Origin of the sequence: Pseudomonas sp. MM213 (assembly GCF_020423045.1) — a bacterium.
Taxonomy (GTDB): domain Bacteria; phylum Pseudomonadota; class Gammaproteobacteria; order Pseudomonadales; family Pseudomonadaceae; genus Aquipseudomonas; species Aquipseudomonas migulae.
The window spans coordinates 3207889-3226710 of the sequence record NZ_CP081943.1 but is presented as its reverse complement, the minus strand read 5'-3'; the positions used below and the strand labels follow the sequence as shown (position 1 = coordinate 3226710).

Below are 18822 nucleotides of genomic sequence, written 5' to 3'. Positions count from 1 at the left end.
TATAGTCGAATAACCGGTTTAGAACCTTGTTTCTAAATCGACGTAACACCTGTGATCGGCAGGCGTAAGCGGCAGCGGTTTCATGGACTGCCGCACCGGGATCGGGGAGAGCGCGCTCAATGCCTGGCCCTTGTTTGATAACGGCAGGCAGGCCCGTTCCGAAGCATTAGTGCGGCCCTGCTTAAGGGCCTTGCGTAGCGAAATCAGCATGTTCACTGACCGCCGGATCGAGCGGCATCAACTGCCGTATTTTCTGAAAGTGTTCAACAGCGTCACCGACAAACCGATTGGTTTCCTGGGCAACGTCTCTGAGGACGGGCTGATGCTCATCAGTCAGTTACCGATGATGATCGGCGCCGATTTTGATCTGCGCCTGAAAATCCCCATGGCCGATGGCTGCCAGCAGGTCATCGACCTCAAGGCCTGCTGCCTGTGGTGCCATGAAGATGCGACACCTCACCACTATGACGCCGGGTTCAGCCTGCAATGGGCACCGCCGGAGTTTGGGCAATTGGTGGAGGCGTTGAAGCAGTACTTCAGTTTTCAGCCGTTGCCGGCGTCTGCGTGAAACCTGCGGTGCATTTGTGATCGCTTTCGCGTGCAGGCCTGGCGCATCCCGAACTCGGAGACTTCAAAACGCGCTGTCGGCCAGATGGAACAGAAGGCAATTGTGGGAACAAAAGTCTTACTGGCGAGTGGGTCTTTTGGATCGGTGAATAGTGCTGATCATTGATCAAAACCGACAGACGGTAGCTATTTTTCAGGGTGTCGAGTAATTACCTGTTATTTCTGACAGTAGCCAGACGCTTTAGTAAGGAGGCTAAATAGCAACAACAATGGTGCGCTGCATTTGTTCCCGGAGCACCGCCTGCAAAAAGGAGAAACCCATGGTAACCCCTCTCGTCATGCCACCTAATGAATTCAACTTGGCGAAACCGTTTCCCTACCCGCGCGATTCATTACCTCAACCAAATACGATTGTAGCCAATCCGCTTAGACTTAGTGGAGATACTCATTATGCTGGGTATCCGAATGCAGTTGCCGCAGCATTTCCCCATTATGAAGATCCAAGACAAAGCACCGTCTATCTTGTGGGTGCGCCTTATGATGTTTCGGTATTAGTAGATCCGGGTCCTATGCGGATTCATCTTTTATTCACGTGGATTCACGACCATGAGGGTATGGGGGGTAAAGTGGAATTTTTTGTCGATGATATATATGTTTTGACGCCTCCATCCTAGTTTCATTCCCGCAAACTTTTCTTTCAGATATCTGCGGAACAATTGAATCTCCAGAAACATTATTTTGCGGAGTAGCCCGTAAGGAATTTTATCGCGCGTCGAGTTAGCAATACCGTTCGTCATGACTGTCAGTTTTAACAGGTGGAAGTCGCGGTATACACAGCGTAAAAAACAACTCAAAACGACAACAGATTTGCCTTTCGCATTCCGTTCCTCCCAGCCTCGCTCGCAGGAGAAGTTCAATGAGTAATAGCCATTCCAACCCTGCCCTTGAGCAGCTTTTCGAATTGACGCCAGGCGTACTCGACGCATCAGTCACGGAAAACCTCGGGCACTTCATTGATAAGGGCGGCTCGGTTTACAAGATGCTTAAGATGGGGCGTCAACGCGTGGTGGAGACGTTCGGGCTGCACAGCCAGGACGCGCAAGTGTTGCTGGACAAAGTCATGGCCCTGGCGGTGCATACCGCGCGTGAGTTTCGTGAGCAGCGCCTGGTGAGGCCTGGGCCTCCCAATCCGTTGCATCGGACCGGCATCTATGCGTGGAGGGACGGGCCTGATTTCGACTATTTGTTCGATCCAGACTGGGAAGGCGCAAGCCCTTCACAGAGCCCGGACTCGAGTATTTCCCCAGCAGCGTATTTTGTGCGCCTGGTACTGTTGGCTCGGGATCTTGAAGCGCGATCCGGGGGCGGTATGGGGTTGATAACTTTCGAAACCCGGCGCCCCGATCTTGTCAAACTCATCATTGACACAACAAGTATGTTCCAGATCAAACCGACCGTGACCCTGGTCAGCGAAGTGCTGGAAAGCATTATCAAAACGTTCCTCACGCCGGCAGCACTGACCGACCGAGTGGTCGATGACCACTTGCTGGAAACGCGTTTTCCATTCCGCTCCATGCCGTTCGAGTGGTATTTCGAACAATGGAAGCAGGTGTTGGAGGCGAACAAAATGTCGCTGGGGGAAGTCGTGCGGACCATCGATGAGTCAGGCCCGTACTTCAAGCAACCAGGTGCTCGTGGTGACTTTTCGGATATTGCGCTTCATCAATCCTGCAACATCGGGCCACAATCGCAACGATTGTTGATCGAGAATTTTCTTCCCGCCGGCAGTACTCCCGTTCGATGGACAGCGTTCTACAAAGACAACTTTGGCTCGACGGAGGACAACCTGAAGGACTCGGTGCATTTCTGCGCCAAGACCTCAATTGATGCAGAAGCGCTGACCTCATTGTTGTCGATTGAAGGTTACGCACCGAAGCGTTCCAGCAATGTGGCGGGGTCGCAATCGGAGGCGCTCGAGGAGCCAGAGAAACAGAAGCTGTCCAAATTGTTCGGTTCGGCCTACATCAACGATGGCGCCACCGATCCGATGGATCTGTCGGAACCGGCGACGGGCAAAGCTCGCCAATTCACCAACACTACCCACAACCGGTTTGAGCGGATGAACCGGATTCTTCGTCTCAGCCGCTGGCTGGGGTTGCCGGTGGACCAGTGCGATCGGCTAATCATGGCCGCGTTCAACGCAGAGCTGCGGGGTGACATCCGTGACCCGGAGGCCCGCAAGGTTGCGTTGGCAACCAAACCTTCCCGGATCACCTCCAATACCCTGCGGGCCATCGGCCTGTTTCAAGAGTTTCGCCTGCGGTTCAAATGCTCAGCCGAGCAATTTGCGGCGCTGATTGATGAGATTTCCCCTTACAGCCGCGGGGAAGAACTTTCACAATTCGACCGCATCTTCAATGCACAGGCATTGTTCGATACACCGTTGAGGGTGGACAACGGTTACTTCGCGATCGAAGCACAAACCCGCGCCGACAAGCGCACCGTCGACCAGATTTGCACCAGCCTGGGTATCAATCAGGAAACCTGGCGCTACCTCGCACGCTTCGTGGCCAAGAGCTACAACCTGAGGGACGAACTGCAACGCAGCCTGCCAATACTCTCCTCCTTGTATCGCCTGGTATTGCTGGCTTCCTTCCTGCGCATCAGCGCCATAGAACTGGCGGCATTGCTGGAGACCTTAAGCGAGAAAAACGGCAGCGAATTGCTGCAACGGGTGCTTGGCGAAGCCCTTTTGCTGGTCAGCGGCACTAGCGGCGTGGGCGATGTGTTGAGCGTGATGCAGGCGGCGCAGTCCTGTGTCCAGTGGGCGCAGGAAAACGACTTGAGTGTGCTTTGGCTGGTACAGAAAGTGGCGCCCGTGATTGCACCTCCTTTGGCCACTGAAGCAGAAGTCACGTTGCTGCAGGAAGTCCACAAGCGACTGCACCCGGTGCGATTTTCCGAGGACGCGCTTCGGGCCGCAGGTGTACCCCAGAGCAATGATTTCGACCAGACGGACTGGCTGAGACTGCTTTACAACGTCGTCGATTCTAATGGCCTGGTGTTGGGGAAAGAAGGCGATGAGGAGGACTACGAGCGGGTGGCTCGTGGAGAAATTCAATCGGCTGTCGAGTTGGCAGACCTGTCACCCGGTGATGTCGAAGGGGTTATCAACGTGATTCTGGCATTGCTGCTGCAGGCCAGGGATGCGCAGCGGGCGGTGGTGCAGGAAAGTTTGTCGGTGTATTTGAGCATTTCGCAAGACTTGGCACTGCCATTGCTCAGGTGGGTCGATACGAACGGTGTTTACCTGCTGCTGTTGGAGACTGCGCGGGCGCTGGATGCCGTCACGTCCGGTACGGAGAAGGTCAAGGTCGGTGATGATGTGCTCAGCTTGCTGGCACACCTGGTGCGGCGCGCTGAAGTCGTTCAACAACTGGGGTTGAGTTCTGCCATGCTGGTAGCCCTGACCCTGAGAGAGAACTGGGAATGGTTTGGTCTCAAGCATCCAAAAGAACTCACGCTCAGCGCGTTGTATTACCTGACCCTGTTTCAGCGGGTGGTGGCGAATACCGGGCAGCCTGCCGAAAAACTCCTGCATTACCTGGAGTTGGTCAACGGGCTTCCGGAAAACCTGACACCTGAGGATGTACGTCTGATTCGTGATTCTGCGGCAAGCTTGCTGGCTGAGGTGGTGCAGTGGGGCGTCAGGGAGGTGCTTGAATGCATCCTTTATCTGAAGCCGAATCCAAAGATCCCGGTGATTCGCGACATGACGTCCCTTGATACGCTGCTGCGTATCCGTGCGCTGGCGGTCAGGAGCGGGCTGGATGCCAAGGCCATCATCGGTTTGGGCACGCTCACGCCGGACAGTGACAAGTACGCCTGTCGAAGCGCAGCAGAACATGTGCTGGAAAAATTGTCCGAGTCGGCCATTCAGGGGCAGGCGCAATTGATCGGTGAAGTGGGTCAGAGCGTGACCCACGAAATCAGGTGCATCAATGACACCCTGATCGCCAATGTGAATGGTCAATACGCCATGATCGAACTGACACTGCGTGATCTCACCAACCAGGTCGTGCCGAACGTCACGGTGAGCTGGAGCAGTGATCGTCCCGGGCTACTCGCCCGTACGTCGATCACCGACCATGAGGGGCGTGCGGTGGTTCGCTTCAAACCAGAGAAGTCGACGTGGATGGGGGGCGTGCAAGTCAAAGCCACTTATGGCCTGGCTCAAGTGGTGTACGCGCCGAAAATTCTCATTGATTGCGATGAGTTGACGCTGGGCTTCGAGATCAAAGATATCGATCCCGTCGGCGAAGAGTTTTTGGCTGGCGGGCAGGCGTATTTCGCGGCGGCTGTTCTTCTTGTGGATAAATACGAAAACCCTGGGGTGGGTCGCACTGTGACATTTGCCGGTCGGGGGGTAGCGGCTGACCCTTGGTCGGTACGCACGGATGACGAGGGTTATGCCCGCACGAGAATCACCAGTATCGAACCTATTGAGAAGGCAAGCGTAGTGGCCAGTTACAGCAACAAGGACCCGCTTGTCATCAATAGCATTACCTTTGTTGACCAGCCGTCTATCAAACTGTTGGAGGTGGTTTCGATGGCGGTTGCCGGGCAGCCGCTGGTGATTCATTGCCATGTGGTTGGCCTTGGCAAACGTCCGTCGGTCGGTGTGGAGGTCGAGTTTTCTGGGACCGATACTGTCCCCGTTACAATGGTTACCAACGAAAAAGGTATCGCTGAATTCACGGTAAGCACGCCGCAAGCAGGAAATCATTCCTTCACCGCCAAGGTGAAAATGGGTCAACAGCAACTCGACGTTTACGTGGCCAGCAAGGTGTTCATTCACGGTGAGTCCCTGGACTATAAATTCCCTGTGGCGGGTGCGCCTACCTCCTTGTGGGTCGACGCCCGGGAGGACAAGCACAACCAGGCGAAAGTGGTTGCCAGATGCCCGATCTGGTGGGCAGTGACCAAAAAAACCGAGACGGTCCTGGAAGCGATTTCCTATCCGACGGACGCATTGGGACGTTCGACGTTCCCTTACGAGTTTGAAGAGGCGGGTGAGTATGTGGTGACGGCAGAAAACCGAAGTACTCCGGAGGATAAACGCACCTTCAACATTACAGTCGTCCCGGCTATCGAGTGGGTATACAAACTGACGGACATCACGACGGCGACCGTCATCCGGCAAGTGACCGCCCGGGAGCGATTGGAATTTATCCGGGGCCATCGCTATACGCTCGAAATCGACATGCCGGCTTCGGTCGACCTTTCAGACGCGCGGGCAATGCTGGCCTGGACCGGTGAATTCTCCGCTGCCGGCCTGGGGATGGTGTTCACTCCGCAGACCGGTGCCTATGTCCTGGTGGGCGACCTGAAGACCCTGAGTTGGAAAATCGACTGCAAAGATCTGCGCAACAGCACGTTTGACCTTACGTTCTCTTGCAACCGGATCGACCAGCGCCTTGTGTTGCCTGGCTGTCTGGATGCACCGGCACCGCAACTGTCGTATCCCGTCGATGGCTCGACAGAAGTGGAAGTCCAGCCGCTGCTTCACGGCAAGGGCAGTCCGTCGGCCCAGATCTACATCTTTGAAAACCGGGATGAGAAAGCCCTGTTGGCCCGGACCAGCGTGCGTGACGATGGCACATGGTCGGTGCGGTTGGCCGAAGTACTATCGCCAGGGCCGCATGTGTTGACGGTCAAGCAACGGCATATCGATACGACCGAGGCGTGGGCGGCGGATGCTCTCGTAACTGTGTCGGGCACCTTTGTCGACATTCCACAAGTCCTGAAACCCGCCACGGGCAGCACCGTAAGAGCTGAGTCATGGATTGAGGGCTTGGGCTTGCCGGGCGTTGAAGTGCGTGTGGTGAGGCGCGGGTCTCCAACGACGATTTACGCCTGCGGGATGGTGGACAAGAACGGCCATTGGCGGGTCCAGTTCAAGCCGGAGCTTGAGCCGGGCGAACGTGATCTTGAGGCTGGATTTTATGTAGGGGATGCATTGAAGTCGGAGTGGATCGCCTTCTCGTTGACCGTTATTCCAAAATCTTAACAAGTCGGTAACGACTCTGTTGTTGTAGCGTTGATTGAAAGATGTTGGCGCACTATCGAAACGCTGAAAACTGCAGTGCAGTTTCCAGTCTGTTTCGGGAGCTTCATCATCCCGAATATTGCCCAGGGTCATGCAGAATTCCAGGAGAATAACAGTGGATAGTTCTATTATTGGTAATTTGGAAGAGCGTCGTTGCATGGCCCTCGCGGATTTTTATCTTGGGCAAGTTGCACCGAATCAAGACGCAACCAAGAGCCTTGATCTCACCTCTCTCGATGATTTGTATCACTACCTGCTGCTGGACAGTCAGGTAGGCCAGCAACCCGAGACATCGCGCCTGGCTGAAGCCATTGCTTGCATGCAACAGTATATTGGAGCCATTTACGGCGGCCTGGAACCTGGGCATACCAAGGAGTTTACCCGCGAGGAGTTAGTGGCTTGGCATCAGCGCTATTGCAATATCAGCGACTGGGCGGGTTATCAGATGCTGGTTGAATATCCGGAAAACTGGCTAATTCCAACACTACGCCTGACAAAATCCGAGTCATTCAAAGAACTTGAGAATAATCTGGGTCAAGCAAGCCTTGGCGATGCGTCCGTACAAATGGCTTTGTTTGAACATTTGAAAGGCTTTGAAGAAGTCTGCAACCTTGATATGTGTTCAGGGTACATCGACAGTATTGACAGTACGGGAACTGGAAAGGGAGAGCACTTCAAAAACGCGGACTATTACTTTATTGGCCGGCAACGAGTTCAACCCTTTGGCTACTTCTGGCGCAAAGCCCATGTCGAGTTAAGCGCCAACAGTACATTTCTCAATCCCGCAGCCTGGACTGAATGGAAACCCATAGGCATTCCCGCTTCGGCGACGGTACTGGCAATGCGGCCGGTGTTTTTCGCCGGGCGTTTGATGATCGTTCAGGTCGAAGGGTTGCAAGCGCCAGACAGGGTTGAAAAGGACAATGACGGCAATGAGATCACCATCCCGGGCACTTGGCAGATAGAGGTCACGCTGTCTTATCGGGCGGTGAACGGGATATGGTCGACGCCTTTGAGCCTGGGTAAAAAGGAGTTCGCCAAGGCGTCCGAGGCGTCATCGCGTCTGGTGGTGGTGACCTATGCCGGATTAAAAAAAGATGTCGACGACCTGTTGGCGGTGTGCTTTACCACCACGGACTTGCCACCGGGGTTGGCAAGCGTGGAAGCAATGGACGAGCAAGAAAACGGATGGATTTTCGCGGCGAGAAATGCGCTGTTCGAACCACAAGTTCCGAATGTTGCAAGTCTCAAGGTATTGGCCAATGGACGCTTTTCCAATCAAAACAGTTTGCAGCATAAATTATTGCTCAGCGAGTATGTAACGATCACTCAGTCGCTCGTGCCCGCTACAAGTGTTGCTGCGGTCGGAGATACCCGGGAAGGACTGCTGAACAAATTTTTGTCATTGAACTTTAACTTCAGTAGCCGGCAAACTCTGATCGAAGGGGTATTTGAAACCGTTAACGTGTTGCAGGTGCAAGGCGTATGTGATCTCAATCGGCCGGAGTTTGATCTAAAGGAAATTGTCCTTGTGGTGAAAGAGGACGTACTTTCTAGCACCACCTATTTCGAACTCTCAAAAGCTGGGGATAAGGGGGTCAGATGTACCTGCTACAGGGAGTCGCCAGGCCCATTGGCGTTTTCTTTGTGTTTTGATGGCCTGGATGAAACTCCTGTCGTTATAGAAAACTTCACGTACACAGATTTTACATCCAATGGCAGATGGGTAACTGCTAGTAAGGTTGTACTGCTAACGCCCCAACAGTTGGAAACACTGTGGTCGATGCAACCACGTGATATCAGGAGTGGTGCCGGGTTTTCAGTATTGGTCGGCGATGCCTATACGCCGTTAACAAATAGTATAAACGCTCTTTCGATGCTGAAAAAGCCAGAGACCGTTGAGCTGGCTTTGAAAATTATGGAGGGTGCTGATGCTATGCCCGGGCATTGGGAGAGCATCGGCGAGTTAGAAGGGTGGTTTCAAACCCCCTGGATTCAGTATCGCTGGACAGGTAACCCTGTCGGTAAAAAGCTGAGTGTCGCGTGGGGTGAGAATGCCGATGGCCGTTTTGGTCGCAACCGCTATGACATCGAGATCAAACAGGTACCCAACGCCAGCAACGTACCTTTGCTCAGCAAACAGGCCTCCGGTGCGCAGTTTCTGGATACTCGGCCTCTGGGAGTCAATGGGGTCGAATGGATACGCCTCACCTCTACGTTCGGTCCCGAACTGGTGGCCAAAGCAGCTATTTCCATTGATGAAGTCTTGTCCCTGGCCACTCAGAACACCCTTGAGCCCGGACCAGAGGGCGGCAACACCGTTATCGACTTCAACAGTGCCCACGGGCAATTTTATTGGGAGCTGTTCTTTCATCTGCCGTTCCTGATTGCCCATCGTTTGTGCGAGGAGCGCAATTACCAGGAATCGCAGCGCTGGTACCAATACATATTCAACCCACACATTCGAACAGCACGCCCGGGCAAAAAGGATACGAGTGAACGCTTTTGGCTCTGCCGTCCGTTGCTGGAAAAAGGCGATATCGGTTTTGAAGCCAAGGGCCTGGTGGACCCCGACGCCATCGCGTTTTCGAATAGGATTCACTACCGCAAAGCCATTTTCATGGGGTACGTGCGCTGCATCATTGCCCACGCCGATTCGCTTTACCGGCGGTTGACCCGCGATAGCCTGGTGGCAGCGAAACTGCAATACGTGCGCGCCTTGTCGCTGATGGGCCCGGCACCCACTGCAAAAGCCATGAGCCACTGGAAACCCCAGTCTGCAAAAGACATTCTCGATTCCAAACCAAAGGCCGGTGCCTCGGCGCTGGAGACATTCGCACGATCACTGGATGTCGATGTCGCGAACCTGCCGGCGCGCGTCAATGGGACGCCCGACTTCGAGATATTAGGGCTGGAAGTGTTTCGTCCCTTCACTAATGAACAATTGCTCGACACCTGGAAATACATTGAAGAGTGCCTTTGGAACATGCGGCACAACCTGACCATCGATGGCAAACCAATGTCGCTGCGACTGTATGCCCCTCCGACCAACCCGCTCGATCTGCTGCATGCACAGGCCGGCGGCTCATCGGGAGCGTCGCGCAACGCGGGGGGTGGTTGAACATTCCGCACTATCGTTTCCGCACGATACTGTCCACGGCGCAAAACGCGGTGCAAACCCTTATCGGGTTCGGCCGTGAGGTGCTTCAGTTGATGGAACAGCGTGATCGTGGGCAGCTGGAAGAGTTGCAGCACAGCCATGTCCTCGCACTGGGAGTGCATGCCGTAACCATTCAGGAGGAGACGATCAAGCAGTTAGAGGCTTCGCAGGAAGGTCTAGAGAACAGCCGAAGCATGATTGAAGAGCGGGCTGAACACTACAAAGGTCTCAATGGTAATTGGCTGCTGGGGCTGGAAATTACTGGGGACACCCTATCACTTTTAGGCAAGCTCCTGGGCGCGGTTGCCATGGCGCCACATACTGCTGCGGCTGTGGCGGACTCGGCACCGAACACCCAGGGGACTTCATATGGTGGTAATTCGTGGGGGGCTGCGCTGGATAAGCTCGGCCTGAATGTAACTACTGCGGGTGCCTTGGCTTATGCAGGGGGGAAATTTTCCAACGATCCGCTTTTTACGTGCGTCGAGGTCAGGAATGGACCTTCGCCGAAGCCCAGGCCAATAGCGAACTAATGGTTGTCGAGGAAAATCTGAAGTCCCTGCATCACACAATCCTCGGAGCCAAAGAGAGCCTGGCTCAAACGAAAAAAGCCAACCAGCACGCCCAGGAAATCTACGCGTTCTACAAAACCCGGGCCACCAACGTCGAACTCTACCGTTGGTTATTGAGCCAGATGGCCACGTTGTACTTCCAGGCCTATGACGCCGTGGTGGGGTTGTGCCTGAGCGTGGAAGCCGCCTTCCAGTACGAAATGGGCGACTTCGACACGCGGGTGATTCGTACCAGCGCCTGGATGGACGATCGCCACGGCCTGAGCGCCGGGCAGTCGATGCTGCTTGACCTGCTGCGTATGGAACGCATGTTCCTGGAGCGCAACGAGCGTCGACTGGAGCTGACCAAGACGATCTCCTTGCGCCAGCTGTTCGAGCAAGGCAAGTACACACTGGCAAGAACCTGGGAGTCAGTGATCGATGAGCTCAAGGAAGGCAAGCTCGATTTCGAGTTCACCCAGCGGATGTTCGACAGCGATTACCCCGGTCATTACTGCCGACAGATCACCACCGTTTCAGTGTCTTTGCCGGCGGTGCAGGGCCCGTATCAGGATGTTAGAGCAACCCTGACGCAAATCAGCAGCGCCACGGTGCTCAAAGCCAACATCGACTCACTTGTTTATTTTTATGAGCCCGAAGAAAACCAAATGCCGCCCCTCGATATTTTGCTCAACCCGCGCAGCCATCAGCAAGTGGGGATCAGCCACGGAGTTGACGATCCCGGCATGCATCAGCTGAATTTCGGTGATGAACGCTATCTACCGTTTGAGGGGACCGGCTGTGTTTCGCTTTGGCGGCTCGCGTTTCCACGACCAAAATCAGTTGACCAGGCAAAGCTGATCAGCAGTCTGACGGACATCATTGTGCAAGTGCGTTATCTGGCGAAGGCCGGTGGCACGGCTTACACCGAAGCCGTGCTGGACAATCTGGGCGATTGAGGTGAAACGGCCCTGATGCTGGGGCGCTGGTAAACGAAATGACGGGTAGTGGGTTGAATCGACAACCATGGATCAATACAGGTGAAATCATGATGAGCGAAGACGAAATTCAGGGACGTAATCTGATTAAAGATGGCAGATTCCCAGCAACGTGGAAAAGTCACTGGGCGCACGATGGCGTCGGGAACGCGGTGTCATTTGAGGATCCCTTTTTTGGTAACTATCTGACAATGAACCGGAAGGCTGGTGTTTCTCAGGCATTCGAGACGGCGATCTTCACTGAAGAACAACTGAAGGGGGCGAGCTATAAGATTTCCTTTCAGTATGAAAATTTTGGGGACGGCGACAACGCCGGGGTGGAGATTAAAACCGTTTCCGGGGAAAATGATTTTATTGATTTGAGCGGCAAAAAAACCAGGCAGCCGCTAGCCGACTGGAATCTCTATCCCTCTTATGGGATCAGGGGTGTGGTGGCAGCCGACAAGAATATTGCTCTGAAACTGCAGGGCTCTGATTTAGGTGGCTCGTCGGGATTGCGCATGACTGACATCAGAGTGGACCTGCATCTCGTACCGCTTAAGTTGAAAAGCATCCAGTTAGACGACAGGCATTATGAGGTGCCAGCCGGAGTTCGCGTGTAGCGCAATCGTTGATGGCGGCAGGAGTTAGGGTTCGAGTGGATGGGGCGGGCGTGACAATCGGTTAACTCATCCCTGCTTTTTTCCAGCTCATGTAACGCGTTACCAACGCCGCCCCCAGTTCACCGGGCAGCGCATCCACCACCGGCACTCCATGAGCGTCCAACCGTTCATGGAGTGCGGCCCGCGCATTCAAGTAATCCACAGTCCCGCAATACGTCAGCGCTTCGTTCAACGTTTGCACCGGTGACTGGCGCAGCGTGTCGAGCACGTCTTCCCTGAGGCTGGCGACCAACACTCGATGCTGCTTGCCCAGGCGATTTACGGCGGTGAGTAATTCTTCGTCGTCTTCGTCCCGCAGGTTGGTCACTACCACCACCAGAGACCGGCGTTTCTGTCGGGCCAGCAGTTGAGTAGCAGCGGCCTGATAGTCAGCGCTGCGTTGAGTGCTGTTCAGGTCGTAGACCGTGTTGAGCAATACGTTGAGCTGACCGGCCCCTTTAACCGGTGCGAGATAACGCGGTTGATCGCTGGCAAAGGTGCTCAGACCCACCGCATCACCCTGGCGCAACGCCACGTAACTCAACAGCAGGCACGCATTCAGCGCATGATCGAAATGCGCCAGCTCGCCGTCGTGACTGCGCATGTGCCTTCCGCAATCGAGCATGAAGATAATCTGTTGGTCGCGCTCATCCTGATACTCCCGGGCAATCGGTGTGCGTTGCCGGGCGGTGGCTTTCCAGTCGATCTGGCGCAGGCTGTCGCCTTCGCGAAATTCCCGTAGCTGATGAAACTCCATACCCAGGCCACGTCGTTGTCGTTGGCGTACGCCGAGCTGGCTGAGCCAGTTGTCCACCGCCAGCAGTTGGCCGCCGTAGAGGCGGGCGAAGTCGGGGTAGACGCGGGTGTGGTCGGTGACGCTCAGAAGCCGTTTGCCGGACCACAGGCCCAATGGGCTGGGCAGGTTGATTTCGCAGTGATCGAAGCTGAAGTGGCCACGTTTGAGCGGGCGCAGGCGATAGCCGACCTGGCTGTGCTGACCGGGCTGAAGTTCGACTGACAGGGGGAGGTTTTCGAAGTTCAGGCCGTCGGGGACGTGGTCGAAAATCTGGACCGTCAGTGGTTGGGGAAAGTTGTGCTCAACGTCCAGTCGGACTTCGCTCCAGCGACCGAGGGCCAGGCTGCCGGGCATTTGTCGTGTTATCCGGGGCGAGTGCAGGCGTGTGAGGCGGGCAGCATCGAGTATTGCCAGGGCCAGTAGCGCCAGCAATAAACCCCATTGGATCGACAACAGGCTTGAGGGCAGCGCAATGTCCAGTGCGCGCAAGGTGCCCAGCACGATGCCGATGGCCAGCAGGATTGCGAGCCAGATCAGCAGCAGGCGCGAGGGTTTCACAGACGTGGCGCCGGCACTTGATCGAGCAGTTGCCGCAGCACGTGATCGACCTCCAGCCCTTCGATATCCAGCTCCGGTGCGATGCGTACGCGATGGCGCAACACCGCCAGCGCGCAGCCCTTGATGTCATCCGGAATCACGAACTCACCGCCGCGCAACAAGGCCCGTGCCCGAGCGCAGCGCACCAGCGCGATGGACGCCCGAGGCCCGGCGCCGAGGGTCAGGCCGGGCCAGCTGCGGGTGGTGCGGGCCAGGCGCACGGCGTAGTCGAGGACCTGATCGTCCAGCGGCAAATCACTGGCGATGCGTTGCAAGGCCAGCACGTCCTTGGCTTGCAACACGGTGCGCAGTGGTTGCACATCGAGCATGTCGGCCCGGGTCGAACGGCTGACCTGACGCACCATGTTCAGCTCTTGTTCGGCGTCGGGGTAATCCATGCGCACCTTGAGCATGAAGCGGTCGAGCTCGGCTTCGGGCAGCGGGTAAGTGCCTTCCTGTTCGATGGGGTTTTGCGTGGCGAGCACCATGAACGGTTGCGCGATGGGCAGGGCGCGGCCTTCGAGGGTGACTTGCCGTTCCTGCATGGCTTCGAGCAGCGCCGCCTGGGTTTTCGCCGGGGCGCGGTTGATTTCGTCGGCGAGCAACAGGTTGGTGAACAACGGCCCTTTGCGCAGTTTGAATTGCTCGGTTTGCAGGTCGTACACCGCGTGGCCGGTGACGTCGCTGGGCATCAGGTCCGGGGTGAACTGAATGCGCGCGAATTCGCCACCGAAGCAGCGGGCGAGGGCGCGCACCAACAAGGTCTTGCCCAGCCCCGGCACGCCTTCGAGCAGCACATGACCGCCGGCAATCAACGCGGTGAGTACGTCATCGATCACCGTGTTCTGGCCGATCACGGCTTTTTGCAATTCAACTCTTATCGCTTGGGCCAGATAACTGGCGCGCTGGCGTTGCTGCTCGGCATGGCTAGGCGCGCCGGGCTCGATCTGTTCACTCATAAGGCGTTCCTCAAGGTTTGCAGGTGGGCGACCTGACGGCTGAATTCAACGCTGGACAGTCGTTGCTTCGGTCGTGGGCTCATGGCCTGGCTGATAGCGCGTGTGGGTTGGCCGGTCAGGCGTGCGAGCACCAGCCATTGTTCGGCGACGCCGAGTTGATCAAAACCGGGATGACGACGCCGTACCCGGCGCAGGATGTCTTGTTGCAAGGCTTGCAGCAGACTGTCCTGACCGCTGCGGCGCAAGATGAAATCGGCGCTGGCACGCAGGTGTTCCTGAAGTTGTCGACGGGCTCTCGGCGCCGGTTCAATCAATGGACCGTGGCGCACACCGACATGCCAGAGGCCAAGGCCGATCAGGGCGATGAGCGCGACCAATGCCTGAGGGAAATAGCGCAGCAACAAGGTCGGCAGGCTGTCGTGATCGGTGTTGAACAGCAGCGTCACCTGGGTGTCCGCGGTCAGGTACCAGAGCAGCCAGGCATTGTCGTACTGGTCGATGGCCGGGGTTTTCCACAGGTCGGCGTCGGTGACCACGATGATCGAGCCGAGCCCTTGGTTGAGTTGCATCATGTGCGTGGCCTTGCCGCTGTTGGCCCAGGCTTGCGCGAGATTGTTCGGGTCTTCGAGATGGAACGCGGTATCGAAGGTGGCGTAGGCCGGGGCGTCTTCATCCTCAAGATACAGTTTGGTCAGGTTGGGGTAAGGATCCTCACCGGTAGCGGGTGGCGGGTCCTTGAGGTCTTTGCTCAGTGACTGGTGCACCTGCACCCGGTCGAGCAGCAGGTCATTGCTTTGGCCGGTTTTTTCATCCCACAGTGATTCGGCGATGAACAACAGGCGCCCACCGGCGCGGGTCCAGTTCATCACTTGGTCAATCTGCCGTGGCGTCATGTTTTGCCGGTCGCCGAGCAACAAAAGGCTGTGCTGGCGCGGGTCCAGCGTCGGCAGCACGTCGAGGCTGTTGGCATGGCCGACGGTCAGGCCCTGTTTGCGCAGGAAGTGTTCGGCGGCCAGATAAGGGTTGGCCTGGGCTTCGGGCGAAGGGCCGTGATCGATGTCTGCCTGATAGGGCGTTGCCTTGAAGAACAGATAAACACTCAGCGCAGCCAATAGCACCGCGATGAACACGCCGACCGCCAGCCAGAGACGCCGGTTCAATGCGCCGCTCCCGGGCCGAACAGCGCCCGCCAGCCATCACAGAGTTCCTGTTGCACCTGCGCGGGGGGCAGGCGATGCCCGTAGGCCATGTTCTGCCAGTGCCCCGTCAGTTTTTTGCTGAAAGTCAGCAGCGCGGGTTGCTGCAGGTGTTCAACGCGCTCCAGCACCTCCCCCTCGGTGTCGGCCGGTTTCAGCGCCATGTTGTAGTCGTGCAGCAAGTGACTGAGCAGGGCGCGATAAAGCAATCCGAGAGCTTCACGCGGGTTGGTTTGCCAGAGGCTTTCCGCACTGGCGGCGATGTCGGCAGGCAGGGTTTCACGGTTGAGATCCAGGCCGAATGCTTGCTGTGGCAGCGGCCGTGCAACTTTGCGCGGCAACCTCGGTCGGCGACTGACGAACGCCTGCAACCAGTCGCGGTAACGCCAGATCAACAAACTGATGACCCCGATCACCGTACCCCACAGCAGCACTTCAATCAGGGTGGCCAATGCACCGAAACGCTGGTTATCCAGCAACTTGAGCAGCGCCTTCAGCCACTCGGGGGCCTTGCCATCGTCCGGTGTTTCGGCGGCGGGTTTGTCTTCGCCGCCAAAACGATAGCGGGTGACCGTTTCCTTGTTCTTGAATGGCGGCTGATCGAGGATCGCCTTGATGCTGTCCCGGGACGCCTGGCTGGTCAGAGGCTGGTCCAGCAGACGCGGGCTGTCCGGTGAGATCGCGGGCTCGGCGGCCCACACGGTTTGCGCCGCTGGCATCAGCAAAAATGCCGCCAGCAGCAGGGTGACGGCGGTACTGCTCAAGCGTTGGCGCAGACGACGGAACACCAGCTCGATATCCCAGGCCTCCAGCACCGTGCGCCGGTTCAGATAAAGGCTGAAGCCGCAGGCCACGTAAACCGGTTCCCACACCACGAGCACCAACACGTAAAACACGTTGGTCAGGTGTTCCAGCCAGCGCCAGTCTTGTGTGGCGGCGGACAGCAGCGTCTGCCAGCTCCAGTCGAGTTCAACCTGTTGCGGCAGGAACAGATAAAACAGCACCATCAGGCCGACCCACAGTGCACTTTCCAGATGCACGCCGATGATCGTCAGCCAGCGCGCCGCGCCGCTGTCGCGTTGCAACAGTACCTGCAAGCGCTGCTGCCGCGCTTGCCCACTCAGGCCTTCGAGTTGCACCACCGGCATCAGGAAACTGCGACTCAGACTCAAGCGTCGCCAGGTGAGGCTGGCGAGCAATTGTGGCTTGAGCAATCTCGGCCATTGGCGCAGCGCCTGTTTCAAAGTGGGCGTTTCACCGAACATGGCTTTGGACAGGATGTACAGTGGCAGGCGTTCGAACGCCGGTTTCAGCCACCAGAAAATGAAAGCGGCGAGGGACGGTGAATCCCACAACAACAAGGTGAGCAAGGCGAAAACCGGCAAGGTCACGATGGCCCAACTGGTCATCAACAGGCGTCGGTGCCGCTGGCTCAGCAGGACGCCGAGGTCCATGGCTTCCCAGGTTGCTCGAGGGCGGATCACCACGGTCGCGTCACTCAGGCGCATGACGAGTCCGTCCGGCAAACAGCAGATACATTGCTACCAAAAACCACAGCATCGCGCCGACCAGATACTTGGTCATCGGCGCCGGCCCGGTCATGGATGACCAGTAGGCTTCGATAAATGCAGCGATCAACAGAAACAGCATGACCCCGCAAATCAGTAATACGCTTTTGCGCGCCGCGACTCGCAACGCTTCGGCGCGTGGCTGGCGCCCCGGTGCGATCAATGCCCAGCCCAGTTGCAGGCCGGCGGCACCCGCCAGGGCAATGGCGCTGAGTTCGAAAGCACCGTGGCCGATCACGAACGACCAGAAGGTTTGCCCGTAGCCGATCTGCGTCAGGTGCCCGGCCACCGCGCCGATCATCAAGCCATTGAAGAACAGGAAAAACGCGCTGCCCAGGCCAAACAGCAAACCGCTGGCGAACGTCTGAAAAGCGATGCCGATGTTGTGCATGATGTAGAAGCCGAACATCACCCAGTCTTCACTGGCCGCCCGTTCCGCGGAGCGACCCAGGTGTCCGGAGCTGGGGTCGTACATGCTTTGCATGTCGCTGACCTGTTGTGCCGGGATCAGGTTGTAGACCAGGTCCGGGAACAGATACACCAACAGTGCGAAGCCGATCAGGCTGCCAAAAAACATCAGGCTGGCGGCCAGCACGAAGCGCCACTGTTCGCGCACCAGCCGCGGAAAATCCGCGAGGATGAAGCCGAGCACATTGGCACCCAGGCGGCTGCGATGTCGATAAAGTTGTTGATGCCCGCGCAGGACCTGTTGCTGCAACGAGTCGATCAGGAAACTGCTGTATCCACGCTCCTGAGCCAGTGCCAGGTGCTGGCAGAGCCGGCGATAGTCTTTCGCAAAACTGGCGACACGTGAGGTGTCTTTATTGCGCTCCAGACTGTCGAGGATGAGGGAAAACTGCGCCCATTCAGCCTTGTGGCGATTCTCGAAAAGACTTTGCTTCATGCGGGGCCCAACAAGCCGCGGGCGATGCCGTTGAGTTCCGCCACCGCTCGTGGCGCAGGGACGTTCAACGGTTGGGCGAGGATAGAGGCAAGTTCATTGACCCGAGCTTCGGAGAGTTCACCCTGGCGTTCGGCAAACCCGAGGATGGCGCGTTGCTCGGTCAGCGTCATGGCGAAGGCCGGACGTCGCGGTTCGGCGTCGGGTACTTGCGGTCGGGTGAGCGGCTGTTCGCGGTAGATGACCAGCGTGCCGGCGGCCAGGTCACCGAGGCGTTTGAAGCTGGGGTGTTGCAGGCAACTGATGGCGCCGAGGAAATAGCCGAACGGCAACAGGTCGACAAATCGCAGCAGGTTGCGCAACAGCGAAGCGGACCAGCCGATCGGCGTGCCGTCATCCTGCACCACCCGCAGGCCCATCCATTGCTTGCCCGGCGAGCGTCCCTGATTGAGCACTTCGAACAACACCATGTACCACCAGCTCACTGCGAACAGCAGGATCGAGCCCAGCCCGGCGCCGAGTTTTCCCAGAAACGCGAGGACGATAAACAGCAGACCCAGAATCAGCCCGCGCAGCCCGAGGTCGATGGAGAACGCCAGCGCACGGACCATCAACCCGGCCGGGCGCAGTGGCAAGTCGATGCCTTCCGGCGTTTCAACCTGATACCGCGTATCCAGTGGCGGGGACAGCGTCGCTTTCCTTTGCAGTGCTGTGGTCTCGAGCATGGGCAACCTGATGATGTGGCCTGATCGGGATTCTCTGTGCGTCCGATGCTAGCA

At 57.0% G+C, this 18822-nt stretch carries 13 protein-coding genes; 7 read left to right on the top strand and 6 right to left on the bottom strand.

All coding sequences use genetic code 11. The annotated features are described in order from the left end of the window. Positions 1-208 precede the first annotated feature (208 nt). The 7 genes from K5R88_RS14655 to K5R88_RS14625 all read left to right on the top strand — a co-directional run bounded on the left by K5R88_RS14655 (position 209) and on the right by K5R88_RS14625 (position 11987). Complete coding sequence (locus K5R88_RS14655) at positions 209-568, top strand: PilZ domain-containing protein (protein WP_032828936.1); 360 nt, start codon at positions 209-211, stop codon at positions 566-568. Between the two features lie 319 nt (positions 569-887). After that, positions 888-1241 (top strand): hypothetical protein, encoded by a 354-nt coding sequence (locus tag K5R88_RS14650; RefSeq protein ID WP_226300181.1) that lies wholly within the window; start codon positions 888-890, stop codon positions 1239-1241. 242 nt (positions 1242-1483) lie between these two features. Beyond that, on the top strand, positions 1484-6637 hold the full coding sequence (locus tag K5R88_RS14645) for a Tc toxin subunit A (protein WP_226300180.1): 5154 nt from the start codon (positions 1484-1486) through the stop codon (positions 6635-6637). A 154-nt stretch (positions 6638-6791) separates the two neighbouring features. Then, complete coding sequence (locus tag K5R88_RS14640; protein ID WP_226300179.1) at positions 6792-9797, top strand: neuraminidase-like domain-containing protein; 3006 nt, start codon at positions 6792-6794, stop codon at positions 9795-9797. Continuing rightward, positions 9794-10369, top strand: coding sequence for a hypothetical protein (locus K5R88_RS14635; RefSeq protein WP_226300178.1), 576 nt, complete (start codon positions 9794-9796; stop codon positions 10367-10369). The genes K5R88_RS14640 and K5R88_RS14635 overlap by 4 nt, the downstream gene beginning before the upstream one ends. Further along, positions 10315-11346: a hypothetical protein gene (locus K5R88_RS14630; protein WP_226300177.1), complete on the top strand. Its 1032-nt coding sequence runs from the start codon at positions 10315-10317 to the stop codon at positions 11344-11346. Before K5R88_RS14635 ends, K5R88_RS14630 begins: the two co-directional genes overlap by 55 nt. An 89-nt stretch (positions 11347-11435) precedes the next feature. Further along, positions 11436-11987 (top strand): hypothetical protein, encoded by a 552-nt coding sequence (locus K5R88_RS14625; protein ID WP_226300176.1) that lies wholly within the window; start codon positions 11436-11438, stop codon positions 11985-11987. Between the two features lie 61 nt (positions 11988-12048). Here the strand turns inward: K5R88_RS14625 and K5R88_RS14620 are convergent, their stop codons facing one another. From K5R88_RS14620 to K5R88_RS14595, 6 genes are read right to left on the bottom strand one after another with little or no spacing between them, the layout of a single operon-like run. Beyond that, on the bottom strand, positions 12049-13380 hold the full coding sequence (locus K5R88_RS14620) for a DUF58 domain-containing protein (protein ID WP_226300175.1): 1332 nt from the start codon (positions 13378-13380) through the stop codon (positions 12049-12051). Then, complete coding sequence (locus K5R88_RS14615) at positions 13377-14378, bottom strand: AAA family ATPase (RefSeq protein ID WP_008041951.1); 1002 nt, start codon at positions 14376-14378, stop codon at positions 13377-13379. The genes K5R88_RS14620 and K5R88_RS14615 overlap by 4 nt, the downstream gene beginning before the upstream one ends. Beyond that, positions 14375-15538, bottom strand: a complete 1164-nt coding sequence (locus tag K5R88_RS14610) for a DUF4350 domain-containing protein (RefSeq protein ID WP_226300174.1) — start codon at positions 15536-15538, stop codon at positions 14375-14377. Before K5R88_RS14610 ends, K5R88_RS14615 begins: the two co-directional genes overlap by 4 nt. Further along, positions 15535-17082 (bottom strand): DUF4129 domain-containing protein, encoded by a 1548-nt coding sequence (locus K5R88_RS14605; protein ID WP_226300173.1) that lies wholly within the window; start codon positions 17080-17082, stop codon positions 15535-15537. Before K5R88_RS14605 ends, K5R88_RS14610 begins: the two co-directional genes overlap by 4 nt. Further along, a complete protein-coding gene (locus K5R88_RS14600) occupies positions 17069-18046 on the bottom strand; it encodes a stage II sporulation protein M (RefSeq protein WP_226300172.1) in 978 nt (325 codons plus the stop codon). Before K5R88_RS14600 ends, K5R88_RS14605 begins: the two co-directional genes overlap by 14 nt. Next, entirely contained in the window at positions 18043-18768 is a 726-nt protein-coding gene (locus K5R88_RS14595; protein ID WP_223450202.1) for an RDD family protein, read from the bottom strand. Before K5R88_RS14595 ends, K5R88_RS14600 begins: the two co-directional genes overlap by 4 nt. Positions 18769-18822 lie beyond the last annotated feature (54 nt).

What these genes read in the sequence shown, in the direction of transcription:
- K5R88_RS14655 (WP_032828936.1), top strand. Translation starts at nt 209, where the DNA reads ATGTTCACTGACCGCCGGATCGAGCGGCATCAACTGCCGTATTTTCTG.
- K5R88_RS14650 (WP_226300181.1), top strand. Translation starts at nt 888, where the DNA reads ATGGTAACCCCTCTCGTCATGCCACCTAATGAATTCAACTTGGCGAAA.
- K5R88_RS14645 (WP_226300180.1), top strand. Translation starts at nt 1,484, where the DNA reads ATGAGTAATAGCCATTCCAACCCTGCCCTTGAGCAGCTTTTCGAATTG.
- K5R88_RS14625 (WP_226300176.1), top strand. Translation starts at nt 11,436, where the DNA reads ATGATGAGCGAAGACGAAATTCAGGGACGTAATCTGATTAAAGATGGC.
- K5R88_RS14615 (WP_008041951.1), bottom strand. Translation starts at nt 14,378, where the DNA reads ATGAGTGAACAGATCGAGCCCGGCGCGCCTAGCCATGCCGAGCAGCAA.
- K5R88_RS14605 (WP_226300173.1), bottom strand. Translation starts at nt 17,082, where the DNA reads ATGCGCCTGAGTGACGCGACCGTGGTGATCCGCCCTCGAGCAACCTGG.
- K5R88_RS14600 (WP_226300172.1), bottom strand. Translation starts at nt 18,046, where the DNA reads ATGAAGCAAAGTCTTTTCGAGAATCGCCACAAGGCTGAATGGGCGCAG.
- K5R88_RS14595 (WP_223450202.1), bottom strand. Translation starts at nt 18,768, where the DNA reads ATGCTCGAGACCACAGCACTGCAAAGGAAAGCGACGCTGTCCCCGCCA.